We start from the raw sequence: 12,947 nt of genomic DNA on the forward strand, positions 1-12,947 counted from the left end.
CGAGCGCCATCTCGGTGTCAGCCCGGCGCAGTACCGGCGGATGTTCGAATCATGAGGTCGCGGTCTCGGTCTGTGCGGCGGAATCGGTGCGCCGCCCGTTCTCCTCCGGTCCCCCGGGGCTGGTCGCCGACGTGCAGCGCGCGCGGGACACCGAAGAGTTTCAGCAACGGCGCCGTCATCGCCGTGGTGATCAACGCCATCATGACCAGTAGCGAGTACAGCCGCTCGTTGATGACGCCGATCGTGAGCCCCACGTTCAGGATCACCAGTTCCGTCAGACCTCGGGTGTTCATCAGCGCCGCGAGCGCCGCGGATTCGGTGCGACCGGCCCGGCTGAAGCGAGCCGCCACATAGGTGCCGCCGAGCTTGCCCGCGAGCGCGGCGAACATGATCGCGGCGAACTCCGCGATACCGGCCCGATCGATGCTGCCCAGGTCCACCTGGAGACCGGCCACCACGAAGAACGCGGGCAGGAAGATGCTGCTCAGGAGCTGGGCGCCGCTGTCGACGGCCGCGCGCAACCGCCGGGGGAAGACGACCCCGAACAGGAACGCGCCGAAGATCAGATGCAACCCGATCCATTCGGTGGTCGCACCCAGCAGTAGAGCGCCGGCGACGCCGATGAAGACCATGTTGGACGGATTCTTCTCGGATCCGGCGCCCGCGAGGCGGTCCAGCGCGGGGCGCACCCCCCACCACAGCACCACGACCAGCGGAACGAACAACAGCAACCGCCAGTGGTGACCGAGGCCGGGCCGGGCGATGCCGATGACCACCGCCAGCACACACCAGGCGAGAACGTCGTCCAGTGCGGCGCACGTCATGGCCGACTGGCCGAGCCGAGTGCCGAGCAGCTTGCGGTCGTGCAGGATTCGGGCGAGTACCGGGAACGCCGTGACGGCCAGTGCGCAACCGATGAAGAGTGCGAAGTTCAACCGGTTGCCGCCGTCGTGCCGGGCCAGCGCCCACACCGCGACGGCGGAACCGAGCGCGAACGGCGTGAGGTAGGCCGACAGCGCGATCGCCGTGACCGACCGCCGCCGCCCGGCGACGGACCGGAGATCCATCTCGAGGCCCGCCGAGAACATGAAGATCATCACGCCGACGTTCGCGAAGGCGGTGAGATACGAGCGGATGTCGTGCGGGAAAAGGGTTTCGGACAGGTGCGCCCCGAGTACGGTGGGGCCCGCGAGTATGCCTGCCAGGATCTCGCCGATCACCGGAGGCTGGCCCAGCCTCGCCGCCAGCCATCCCAGCAGGCGCGCCGCGGCCACGATCACTACGAGATCCAATAACAAGAAGATCATCTGGTCGCTCGGCAACGCCTCGACTCCGTTCGACGCCGAGGACATCGCGGGAGCGAATTCGACACGGGCACGGGGATTCTCCGTAGCGCATCGACCGCCCGCGGAACCCCCGGAATATGGACTGCCCTGCGCTGAGACGATATCGCACCGGCCCGGTGCGCGAGGGCGGAGAGTGATCCACCCCACGCTCACGCCTGTTCGGGCACCGACCGGCCCGAGGTGTGCATTCCGTGGGTTTGCCGAAGCGGGTACCGCCGACACGAGAGTGTTGCGCTTCCCGGTATTTCCGTGGTTGCCGGGGTGTGGTTCATAGTTGGTGCTCCGGTCCCACGACGAAGGAGATCATGGTGCCCATCGCGAATTTCGGTACGAAGGACGATCCTGGTTTCGAGCTGGCGCAGAGTCCCGATCTGATCGTGGTGCGCACACACAGCGGTCGCGGGATCCGGCGGCAATCGGGGTCGGTGCGCACCCCGCTCGGTGCCGAACTCGACGACGCGACACTGGTACAGGCCTACCCGGAGGCGGGGGTGGAGGTCTACCGGCTGCCCGCGGGATCGAGGTCGGTGCAGCAGCGCAAGCCGGTGCTCGACGCCGCGCCGGAGGTGCGGTTCGCCGGCCACGTCCTGGTGGATCCCGCCACCGGGGAACCGGTGCTCTATACCGAGAACATCTTCGTGAAGTTCGTCGACCGCGTCGACCACGAGCATTGTCTCGCCGTGCTGGGTGCGGCGAATCTGACTGTGAAGCACACTGTTTCGTACGCCACCAATGCGTATTTCACGGCGGCGCCGGAGGGTACCGGCCAGCAGGTCTTCGACATCGCCAACGCGCTGCTGAATCGCGACGACGTCGAGTACTGCCATCCCGAGCTGATCCGCAGCCGCGCCAAGAAGACGATCTTTCCCCAGCAGTGGCATCTGAAGAAGACCACCATCGGCGGTGTCACGATCGACGCGCATGCCGGAGTGGAAGCCGCCCATGCGATCACCCGCGGGGCCGGGGTGACGATCGCGATCATCGACGACGGCGTCGACATCGACCACGCCGAATTCGCCGGTGCCGCCAAGATCGTCGCGCCACGGGATGTCACGGCGAAGACCGGCGATCCACGCCCGAAGGACACCTTCGGCACCGGACCCGACAACGGTGACAATCACGGCACCGCCTGCGCGGGCGTGGCGTGCGCCAACGGCACGGCCGGAGCGTCCGGAGTGGCGCCGGAAGCCGCGCTGATGCCCATCCGGCTCGCCTCCGGGCTCGGTTCGCAAGCCGAGGCGGACGCTTTCCAGTGGGCCGCCGATCACGGCGCGGACGTCATCTCGTGCAGTTGGGGCCCGGCCGACGGCGCATGGTTCCAGCCGGGCGATCCGGTGCACAACCGGGTCGTGGCGCTGCCCGCGAGCACCAGGTTGGCGATCGAACACGCCGTCACCAGCGGACGCGGCGGCAAGGGTTGCGTGGTGCTGTTCGCGGCGGGCAACGGCAACGAGTCGGTCGACAACGACGGCTACGCGAGCTTCGCGAAGGTCATCGCGGTCGCGGCCTGCAACGACACCGGTAAGCGCAGTGTCTACAGCGATTTCGGCAAAGCCGTGTGGTGCGCGTTCCCCAGCAGCGACATCGGGCACCGCCCCTTCGGGCATCCCGACCCGCTCACGCCCGGGATCTGGACCGTGGATCGGCACGGTGCGGACGGCTACAACCCCGGCGCGGCGGCCTCGGGCGACGCGGCGGGCGACTACACCAACGACTTCGGCGGCACGTCCAGCGCTTGTCCGGGCGCCGCCGGGACCGTGGCCCTGATGCTGTCGGTGAACCCCGATCTGACCTGGGACAAGGTGAAGAACCTGCTGAAAGGCGCCTGCGACAGGATCGATCCGCAGGGCGGCGGCTACGGGGCCGACGGGCACAGCGACAAATACGGGTACGGCAGGATCAACGCCCTCGCCGCCGTGCGAGCGGCGCGGCCCGCGGAGGCCGAGTCGGCCGCCGGTGCGGTGCTCGGCGTGGGAGGAGACTGAGGGGGTGGCGGCGGAGGATGCTCGGCTGATCGTGGTGGACGCGGCGAATGTCATCGGTTCGCGGCCCGACGGGTGGTGGCGCGACCGCTCCGGCGCCGCTCGGCGCTTGCTCGAGCGGATGACCGGCCTGCCGGAGCGTCTGGCGGAATCCGCCGAACTGATCGTGGTGCTCGAGGGAGCGGCGAAGGCGGCGGTCGATGCGGCGCATCAGGAAGTCGGCGGCGTGCGGGTGATGCGAGCCGACGGTTCGGGGGACGACGCCATCGTCGGTGTGGTGGCCGCGGCTCACGCGGAGGACGGCAGCCGTCCGATCACGGTGGTGACGGCGGACCGGGAGCTGCGTGACCGCGTGGCGGCCTTCGGGGCGGAGACGGTGGGTCCGAGCTGGCTGCTCGATCGCATCGGCTCGTGACGCGGTCAGCGCCGGGCCGTCGATATCGCATTGATGACGCCCGGCGTTTCACCCATCCGTCCAGTCCGTTTTGCGGCACTCTGAGCGGTATGACCGCCTCCGACGTCGTGGGGATGCCGTTGCTCTACCTGGTCGAGATCTCCGAGCCAGGTTACTTCAATCGGCCGTGGTGGAAGATCGCCAGCACCGGCGCGCCGAGCCAGGTGCGCGCGGCGCTCGCCGAGCTGGCCGTCCGGGTCGAGCGGGACGTCCAGCGCGCGGGCGGCGCCGGTCGGTGCTGGTACCGCTACGACGTGCGGTGGTCCGACGGCGCGGTGCTCGAATGTTTCCAGGGTGCGATCCGATCGATTCTGATTCCCGGCGAGTTGCGCTGCCTGGCCGTCGCCCTGACCTCGGCGACGACCGTCGATCTGCGTTCTGCCGAGCGTCCCTCGTACTGACCGCGCTCCCGGCGGACGCGTAGGGACCCGATGGGCTTCGGGGCTCTACGCGTTTCGGTGGCTCAGTCGAGCAGAGCCGGTTGTCTGGCGCCGTCCTCCTGTACGGCACTCGCCTGACCGCGCAAGGATTCGCCGAACTGGGATCCACCCCAGCACCTCCGGCGGGAGCAACCTCAACCTGAACGCCCTGCCGCACCCATCGCCACCATCGTGTGCGCCTCCTACGGCGACGGTCAGCACACCCGCGACGGTCGGTGAGTAGCCGCGTGCGGTTCGGAAGCGGCCGTCGGTTGTCGGCCCGGTCCTGGAGCTGTGCCCTCAGCAGATCGACAGCTATCTACACCGCGGCGCGGAAGGCCAGCACCCCAGGGGTGCTCCGATGCCACCCCTGGGTTTGCTGGGTGCTCCCTGAGGTCCCTGGTTCTGCGGTTATGCCCAGCGCACAGTAGTAGCCGAACTCCGATGCCGATCGCTACGAAGGAAGCACGAGATGCAGCCGACTTTCGTTCACCACATGAGGCAACAGGTTGCCGAATATGGCGATACCAGGTCATACACCTATCTTCGTGAAGCCGGGCTGGAACTCGGTGAGGAGATCCGCACCTACCGGGAACTCGACCGTGACGCGAGAGCGTTCGCGGCTTGGCTGGCGGGCCGTCCGGAGTCGGTCGAGCCGGTCGTGCTGCTGTATCTCGACGGGATGGCCTTCTTGCGGGCGTTTCTCGGGTGCCTGTACGCCGGGGTGGTGGCAGTTCCCGCGCCCGTGCCGCACGATGCGGGCAGCACGCAGCGAGTAGCGAGCGTGATCGCGGATTCCGGCGCCCGATTGGTACTCACCACCGCGCACGTCCAGCCGCTGGTCGAGGCGCCCGTGGCCGTAGTCGCGACCGACGGTCCGCTCGGTGCGCCCGACGCGTGGCGGATGCCCGTCATCGACGCCGGGACGATCGCCTTCCTGCAATATACGTCCGGATCGACCGGCACTCCCAAGGGCGTTGTCGTGACCCACGGCAACCTCATGCACAACGAGGCCGCCATCGTCGCGGGCGGGATGAACGATGCGGGCACCGGCGTCGGTTGGCTTCCGCACTTTCACGACATGGGCCTGATCGGGCTGTTGCTCGGAGCGGTATACGCCGGCGCGAACCTGGTGTTCATGGCGCCGACAACGTTCCTCAAGCGCCCGGTGCGCTGGCTTCACGCCATCGACAGGTACCGCGGGACCTTCACCGCCGCACCGAATTTCGCCTACGACCTGATCGCGCGCCGGGTGACCGACGAACAGTTGGCCGATCTCGATCTCAGCACGCTGGAGATCGCGCTCAGCGGCGCCGAACCGATCCGTGAGCGGACCGTGGCGGCGGTGCTCGAACGATTCGCACCCGCGGGTTGGGGGCCGACGACATTCCGGCCGGCCTACGGCCTGGCCGAGGTGACGCTACTCGCCAGCGCCCGAACCGCCCCTTCGGCGCCGGTCTACCTCGACGTCGGCCACGAGACTCGGCTCGTCGGCTGCGGTTACGCAGCCCGCGGTCTGGACATCCGGATCGTCGACCCGCACCGGCGGCAACAGCTGCCGGAGAACACCGTCGGAGAAATCTGGATACGCGGCGGCAGTGTCGCCGTCGGCTACTGGAACCGCCCCGACGAGACCCGCGAAACCTTCGAAGCCTACCTCGGTACCGAGGGGCCGTTTCTGCGCACCGGTGATCTCGGTCTGCTGAGCGAGAACGAATTGTTCGTCGCGGGACGCCTCGGGGACCTGTTGATCGTCAACGGACGCAACGTCTACCCCCAGGACATCGAGGGGCTGGTCCGCGAGTTGCATCCGGCGCTGGCCGACAGTGCCGGCGTCGCCGTATCCGTCGACGCGAGCGGCCGGGAAAGGCTTGTCGTGCTCCAAGGTGTCAAGACGGCGCGGCAAGGCGCCACCACGTTCGCCGAACTCACCTCGTTGATCAAGTCGGCGATTGCTCGCAGGTTCGGCGTGCCCGCACCGAATGTCGTTCTCGTCGCGCCCCGATCGGTGCACCGCACTACGAGTGGGAAGGTCCGGCGCAGTTCGATGCGGCAGGCGTTCCTCCGAGGCCGCGTCGCCAATGTGCTGCACGAGGATCTCGAACCGGCGCTGAGCCGAGCCATGACCGCCTGATCGACCGGAATCCGCCGAGGAGCCGAAACATGTTCAGCAGCACCATCGTTCGTTCGACCACGATTCGGGATTGGCTGGTGGAGCGCGTGGCCGACCACACCGACCGCGCACCCCACGAAGTGGATCCTGTCGTCCCGCTCGCCGAGCTGGGCCTGGACTCCGTCTCGGCGGTGAGCCTGTGCGGCGAAATCGAGGAGCGCTGGTCAGTGGAGGCCGACCCGGTGCTGGTCTTCGAGTACCCCACCATCGCCGACATCGCCGTATACCTCGCCGCCGAACTCACCCTTGCCGCATGACCGACATCGCCGTCGTCGGCCTCGACTGCCGATTCCCCCAAGCACCCGATCCGGCCGCACTGTGGCGGTTGCTGATCGGTGGACGCGACGCGATCTCCGAGGTTCCGGCGAGCCGCTGGAACGCCGCCGACTTCCACGACCCGGACGGCGCGCCCGGCACGGTCAATACTCGAAGCGGCGGCTTCCTCGACGACGCGGACGCGTTCGACGCCGAGTTCTTCGGCATCGCCCCGCGTGAAGCCGAGGCGATGGATCCGCAACAGCGATTGCTGCTGCAAGCCACCTGGCGTGCTTTCGAGGACGCCACGCTCGATCCGCGCGGCGAGGCGGGTTCGCGAACCGGGGTCTTCGTCGGGGTGATGGCCAACGAATGGGCCAACCTGCAGATGAGCGACTACGCCGCGATCACGCCGCAGCACGGCTCCGGCAACGGCTACTTCATGACCGCCAACCGGCTGTCCTACCAGTTCGACCTGAGAGGACCCAGTGTCGCGGTCGACACGGCGTGCTCGTCGTCGCTGGTCGCGATCCATCTCGCGTGCCGCGCACTGGCTTCCGGCGAGTGCGATCAGGCGGTCGCCGGTGGCGTCAATCTCGTGCTCACCCCCGCCGTCGGAGTCTTCTACACCCAGGCCGGTCTCTCCGCACCCGACGCCAGGTGCAAGCCCTTCAGCGGCAGCGCCGACGGGATCGTGCGCGGCGAGGGCGTCGCGGTGCTGGTGCTGCGGCGGCTCGCCGACGCACAGGCGGCGGGCCTGCCGATCTACGCGGTGATCAAGGGCAGCGCGGTCAATTCCGACGGGCGCAGCAACGGCATCACGGCGCCGAACCGGTGGGCCCAGCAGCAGGTGATCGCAGAGGCGTGCGAGCGCGCCGGGGTACGCCCCGAGCAGGTGGATTTCCTCGAAGCGCACGGCACCGGAACGGTGCTCGGCGACATGATCGAGGTCAAGGCGCTGGGTGGACTGCACGGGCACAACCGGCCGCGGCCATGTGGAATCGGTTCGATCAAAGGCAATCTCGGCCACACCGAGGGCGCGGCAGGCGTCGCGGGCTTGATCAAGGCGGCGCTGAGCCTGTGGCACGGTGTCGTTCCGCCGTCGCGGTTCGCCGATCAGGAGAATCCGCGGCTGCGGATGACCCAGCAGGGTCTGCGTCTGCTCACCGACCCGATGCCGCTGGACGGTCCCGGCTACGGCGGAGTCAGCAGTTTCGGCCTCGGTGGCACGAACGCCCATGTCGTGCTGGGCAGCGCCCCCGCCGCCGACACGTCCGGGAGTCCCGGTGGGGGAGTGCTCACGGTGTCGGCGAACGACGCGGAAGGCTTGCGGCGCAACGCCTGTCGCCTGGCCGATGCTCTGGCGGCCTGCCCGCCCGAGCAGTTCGCGCAGGTCTGCTGGACGAGCAACCAGGTCAAGGCCTCCGGACGCACCCGGTTCGCCATCGCCGCGGACGACCGTGACGCCGCGGTCGCGCGGCTGCGCGACGGTGTGGAAACCGGGGTGGCGGGACCGGTCGGCGTCGGCTGGATGTGCACCGGCCAAGGCTCGCAATTCGCGGGCATGGCACGCGCGCTGGACGCGGCGAGCCCGCTGTTCCGACGCTCGCTGGAGCGGGTCGACCAGGTCATGGCGGCCCATCTCGGCCGGTCGGTGCGCGAGCTGATGCTCGAGGAGCACATCGGCATCGACCGCACCGACTTGGCGCAACCGGCGATCTTCGCGATGGAGTACGCCTTGGCCGAGTCGCTCGCGCGCGCCGGTGTCCGTCCGGATTGGGTGATCGGGCACAGCATCGGCGAGTTCGCGGCGGCGGCGGTGGCAGGCGTGTTCGACCTGGACGACGCGTGCCGTCTCGTTGTCGCACGAGGCGAGTTGATGCGACAGTTGCCGGAGGGCGGTGCGATGCTCGCGGTGCGGGCGGGTGCGGCCGAAGTCGCCGGAATGATCGTCGGCCGGACGAATGTCGCCATCGCCGCCGTCAACGGCCCGGAAGAGATCGTGCTGTCCGGGGCCGCCCGGACGATCGGCCGGATCCGGGAGGCGCTGGCGGCGCGTGGGATCGAAACTAAACCGCTCACCGTGTCGCACGCTTTCCACAGCCCGCTGATGGAACCCATGGTGGAGCAATTCGGCGCGGTCGCCCGCGCATGCGCGTACCGCACGCCGGTTCTGCCGCTCTACTCGACCGTGCGTGGCCGCCTGCTCGAAGCGAACGAGACGATGGACGCCGCCTACTGGACCGAACACCTTCGCGCGACGGTCCGCTTCGGCGAGGCGGCCGAGGCCGCACTCGGCACCGAGCCGAGCCATGTGATCGAGATCGGGCCGCGCCGCGTCCTCGCCGCACTCGTGGGCCGCATCCGCCCGGATCTGGCGCCGCGCTGCCTGACGCCCAGTCCGGGTCCCGGCGCGACCGGCGGTGAATTGGCGGGCGTCGTCGCCGCGCTCTACCGCGACGGACTCGACCCCGACTGGGACCGGCTCTACGAACCCGGGCAGCGCGTCCGCCGCAGGCTGCCCGGCTACGAATTCCGCACCGACCAGCGGTTCTGGGTCGAACCGTGCACCACTCCCACGCAGTCCACGCAAGCCGAGGAAACCTCCATGGACCAGGTGATCGCACTCTTCCGGGAACAGAACGCCGTACTGGCGAGTCTGGTCGGTGCGCAGCGGGCGGGCGCCGCATCCGTGGCGGAGCCGACGGTGACGCCGCTGCGGATCCCGGTGCCGAACACCACTGGGAACCCGCCGCCCGCACCGGAAGCGGTGGCGGCCGTCGTTCGCACGGAATTCGCCAGAGTCAGCGGATTCCCGGCCGATCGGCTCCGCGATGCGCAAACCATCGGTGCCGACCTCGGATTCGACTCCCTGATGCTGACCGACCTGATCGCCGCGCTGGTTCGCAAGCTGCCCGCAGCGACCATCGACCCGGCCCGATTCACGCCCACGACGACGCTCGGTGACGTCGTCACGCATATCGCGACATCGACGGCTGAGCCCATCCCGCCGCGGGATGCGGCAGCCGTGTCCGCCGAGCCACCCGAACCCCCGCACACGGTCGTCGAACCGGAGTACCGGATCTCCGACTTCGCCGAGGTCAAGGCGATCGCCGACCAGGTCTCCCGCGTCGAAGCGCTCGGCCTGTCCAATCCCTATTTCTTGATCAACGACGGCATCACCCGCGACACCTCCGTCGTCGACGGCGCGCCGGTGCTCAACTTCTCCAGCTACAACTACCTGGGGATGTCCGGTCATCCGGCGGTCGTCGCCGCCGTGCAGGACGCCGTGGCCCGCTACGGCAGCTCGTGTTCGGCCAGCCGGATCCTCTCCGGCGAGAAACCGGTGCACCGCGAACTCGAAGCAGAACTCGCGGGCCTGCTCGGTACCGAGGACGCCATCGCGCTGGTCGGCGGCCACTCCACGAACGTCACGATCATCGGACACCTGGCCGGACCGGAGGACCTGGTGATCCACGACAGCCTCGCGCACGACAGCATCGTGCAGGGCTGCAAGCTGTCGGGCGCGACCCGACGCCCGTTCCCGCACAACGACCACGCCGCACTCGACGACCTGCTCACCGCGATGCGTCACCGGTACCGGCGGGTACTGATCCTGATCGAAGGCGTCTACAGCCAGGACGGCGACATCCCCGACCTGCCTGCGATCATCGCGGTCAAGAAGAAGCACAACGCGCTGTTGATGATCGACGAGGCGCACAGCATCGGGGTGCTCGGCGCGGGCGGCGGGGGCATCGGCGAACACTTCGGCGTCGATCGCGACGACGTCGAATTGTGGTCCGGAACGATGTCGAAGGCGCTCGCCGGATGCGGCGGGTATGTCGCGGGCAGCGCGGAGCTGATCCGATTCCTGAAATACACCGCTCCGGGATTCGTCTACAGCGTCGGCATGACGCCGATGAACGCCGCCGCCTCGGTCGCGGCGATCCGGCAGTTGCGATCCGACGGCGAACCGCTGGAACGCCTGCGCCGCAACTCCCGGCTGTTCCTGTGCCTGGCCCGGGAGGCGGGAATCGACACCGGCGACAGTCACGAGTCACCGATCGTCCCGTGCATCGTCGGCGACTCGCTGAAGACGCTGAAACTGTCGAACGCGCTGCTGCGCCGCGGCGTGAACGTCAACCCGATCCTGTACCCGGCGGTGCCGGAGAATCTGGCGCGCCTGCGGTTCTTCGTCACCGCCTGCCACACCGAAGACCAGATCCGCGACACGATCAAAATCCTCGCCGAGGAGCTGGCCTTGCTCGCCGAGAATTGACGCGCGACTCACCCTGTCGGTCTGCCCCGATGGCGGCCACGAGTGCACGGCGTCCAGCGACGTCTGCGTCGTGCACCGCGATGCGCACCGGACCGCTGTAGCATCAGCCGAGGTGCGATCGCCCAGCTCGAGTCGGTAGCGGCGACATTGTGGGGCGGGCGGACGATGAGGGCCGGGCACGGTGTCCGCTACCGAGGTGCGGGTTCGAGCACAGTCTGCCGAGAGGGCAACGGCGCCGTTGGGCGTGTGACTGCCAGGTGAAGGTTTCAGCGTGATTCGGCTCTTGCCGCGTGCGACCGGTCGGTTCCGATCCCGGAGTGCACGGTGCCCCCGAGCCGATCGATGCCGGCTACCGCGGTGCACGAGGCCGCCTGCCTCGCCGCCGACCGCAGCGCTCGCATCGGAGGTAGTGGACCGCCATGATTCGCTCGATCGTGCGAACCGCGACCGCGCTGACGGTCGCCGCAGGCATGTGGTTCGCGGGCACTCCGGCGCCCGTGGTCGCGGCGCCGCTGGAGGTGTTCGTGACCGGCGGCGAGATCTCCGGCCGCGCCGTCGACGGGATCGTCGAATACCTGGGCATCCCGTTCGCCGCGCCCACCGGAGGCGAAGCGCGGTTCGCGCCGCCGCGCCCCGTATCGCCGTGGCCCGGTGTGCGCCCTGCGCGCGACCACGGACCGCAGTGTCCGCAGGCGGGATACCTGCCCGGCATACCGCCGCTCGGCCCCACCGGCGAAGACTGCCTGACCATCGACATATACGCGCCGGACGGCGCCCGCGACCGCGCGCGGCCCATCATGGTGTTCTTCCACGGCGGCGGCTATCTCGACGGCTCCAACAGCGAATACGACGGGCCCACCCGGATGGTCGCCGACGGCGACGTCATCGTGGCCATCCCCAATTACCGCCTCGGTCCGTTCGGCTTCATGGCGCTACCGGAACTGACCGCCGAATCCGGCGGCGCCACCGGAACGGTCGCCATCATGGACCAGCAAGCCGCACTGCGGTGGGTGCGCGACAACGCGCAGGTCTTCGGTGGCGATCCGGGCAATGTCACGATCTTCGGCGAGTCGGCGGGCGCCGTGAGCGTCTGCACACACTTCGCCGCACCCGGTTCCGATGCCCTGTTCGCCAAGGCGATCATCCAAAGCGGTCCCTGCGCACAAGCGCCGCTTGCCCCCAGCGATCCGCAGGACGCTTTCGCGCGCTCGGCGCGCTACGCGGACAGCGTCGGATGCCGCGATGCCGCAACCCGTCTGGCCTGCCTGCGCGCGCTGCCGGTAACGACACTCCTGGACGCGCCGAGCGCCCGATCCGAAGGACAGAATCCCATCTGGTTTCCCAGCATCGACGGCGTCGTCATCACTCGAACGCTCGACGCAGGCTTGGTGGGGGACGCCAGGAAGGCGCCGGTCATGATCGGGACCACCAGCGCGGAAGGCGGGCTGATCATCGCCGAAACCGACTATGCCCGCGGCCACATCCCGGACGCGGCGAGCTACGAACATTTCGTGCGCCAGTCCTTCGGCGCCGACGCCGACCGCGTCCTGGCCCGATATCCGCTGGACCGATTCCCCTCCCCGGCAGCTGCCCAGAGCGCGGTGATCACCGACAGCGAGCTCGCCTGTCCGACGTTGTCCACCAGCCGAACGGCGCGCGATGCCGGGCATCCGCTGTGGCAGTACGAATTCGATCAGGCGCCGCTCGGAAACGCCGCTCCGGTTCTGCCCGGCGCGTTCCACTCCGCCGAGCTCTACTATCTGCTCACCAGATTCATGGGCTTGCCGATTCCCTGGACCGGTGCGTCCGCCGTCTTCGCCGCGCAGATGCAACGATGGTGGACCGCGTTCGCCCACACCGGTGACCCGAACGCGCCTGGTTCGCCCGAATGGCAGCCATGGCCGGAGTCGACCGAGCTCGATGGAGCCGCTCTGCTCATGCGGGCGACCGGCAGTTTCATGACGGAGGATTTCCCGGCCAGGCACGATTGCGCGTTCTGGGAGGAGATCAACCGCTGATCGCCTCGCCCGCGCCGGTGA

General features: G+C 68.8%; 8 protein-coding genes. 7 read left to right on the plus strand and 1 reads right to left on the minus strand.

What is annotated here, in order from left to right; translation table 11 throughout:
* Positions 1–17: 17 nt before the first annotated feature.
* Positions 18–1,352, minus strand: coding sequence for a cation:proton antiporter (locus ON21_RS35250; protein WP_063821193.1), 1,335 nt, complete (start codon positions 1,350–1,352; stop codon positions 18–20).
* Between the two features lie 299 nt (positions 1,353–1,651).
* Here ON21_RS35250 and ON21_RS35255 point away from each other — a divergent pair, with 299 nt between their 5' ends.
* The 7 genes from ON21_RS35255 (at position 1,652) to ON21_RS35285 (ending at position 12,926) form a co-directional block, all read left to right on the plus strand.
* Positions 1,652–3,331 (plus strand): S8 family peptidase, encoded by a 1,680-nt coding sequence (locus ON21_RS35255; protein ID WP_051021808.1) that lies wholly within the window; start codon positions 1,652–1,654, stop codon positions 3,329–3,331.
* Positions 3,332–3,335: 4 nt separating this feature from the next.
* Entirely contained in the window at positions 3,336–3,743 is a 408-nt protein-coding gene (locus ON21_RS35260) for a PIN domain-containing protein (RefSeq protein WP_039805482.1), read from the plus strand.
* An 89-nt stretch (positions 3,744–3,832) separates the two neighbouring features.
* Positions 3,833–4,183, plus strand: a complete 351-nt coding sequence (locus ON21_RS35265; RefSeq protein ID WP_039805379.1) for a hypothetical protein — start codon at positions 3,833–3,835, stop codon at positions 4,181–4,183.
* A gap of 514 nt (positions 4,184–4,697) precedes the next feature.
* The gene (locus ON21_RS35270) at positions 4,698–6,335 is read left to right on the plus strand and encodes a fatty acyl-AMP ligase (protein WP_245562868.1); all 1,638 of its coding nucleotides are present in this window, start codon (positions 4,698–4,700) and stop codon (positions 6,333–6,335) included.
* A gap of 29 nt (positions 6,336–6,364) precedes the next feature.
* The gene (locus tag ON21_RS35275) at positions 6,365–6,631 is read left to right on the plus strand and encodes an acyl carrier protein (protein WP_039805381.1); all 267 of its coding nucleotides are present in this window, start codon (positions 6,365–6,367) and stop codon (positions 6,629–6,631) included.
* Positions 6,628–10,908 carry a type I polyketide synthase gene (locus ON21_RS35280; protein WP_039805382.1) on the plus strand — a complete coding sequence of 1,427 codons (4,281 nt, stop codon included), beginning with the start codon at positions 6,628–6,630 and terminating at the stop codon, positions 10,906–10,908. The genes ON21_RS35275 and ON21_RS35280 overlap by 4 nt, the downstream gene beginning before the upstream one ends.
* A 434-nt stretch (positions 10,909–11,342) precedes the next feature.
* A complete protein-coding gene (locus tag ON21_RS35285; RefSeq protein WP_157171177.1) occupies positions 11,343–12,926 on the plus strand; it encodes a carboxylesterase/lipase family protein in 1,584 nt (527 codons plus the stop codon).
* The last annotated feature ends 21 nt before the right edge of the window (positions 12,927–12,947 follow it).

It is taken from the genome of Nocardia araoensis NBRC 100135, from assembly GCF_000308435.1.
GTDB classification, from domain to species: Bacteria; Actinomycetota; Actinomycetes; order Mycobacteriales; family Mycobacteriaceae; genus Nocardia; species Nocardia araoensis.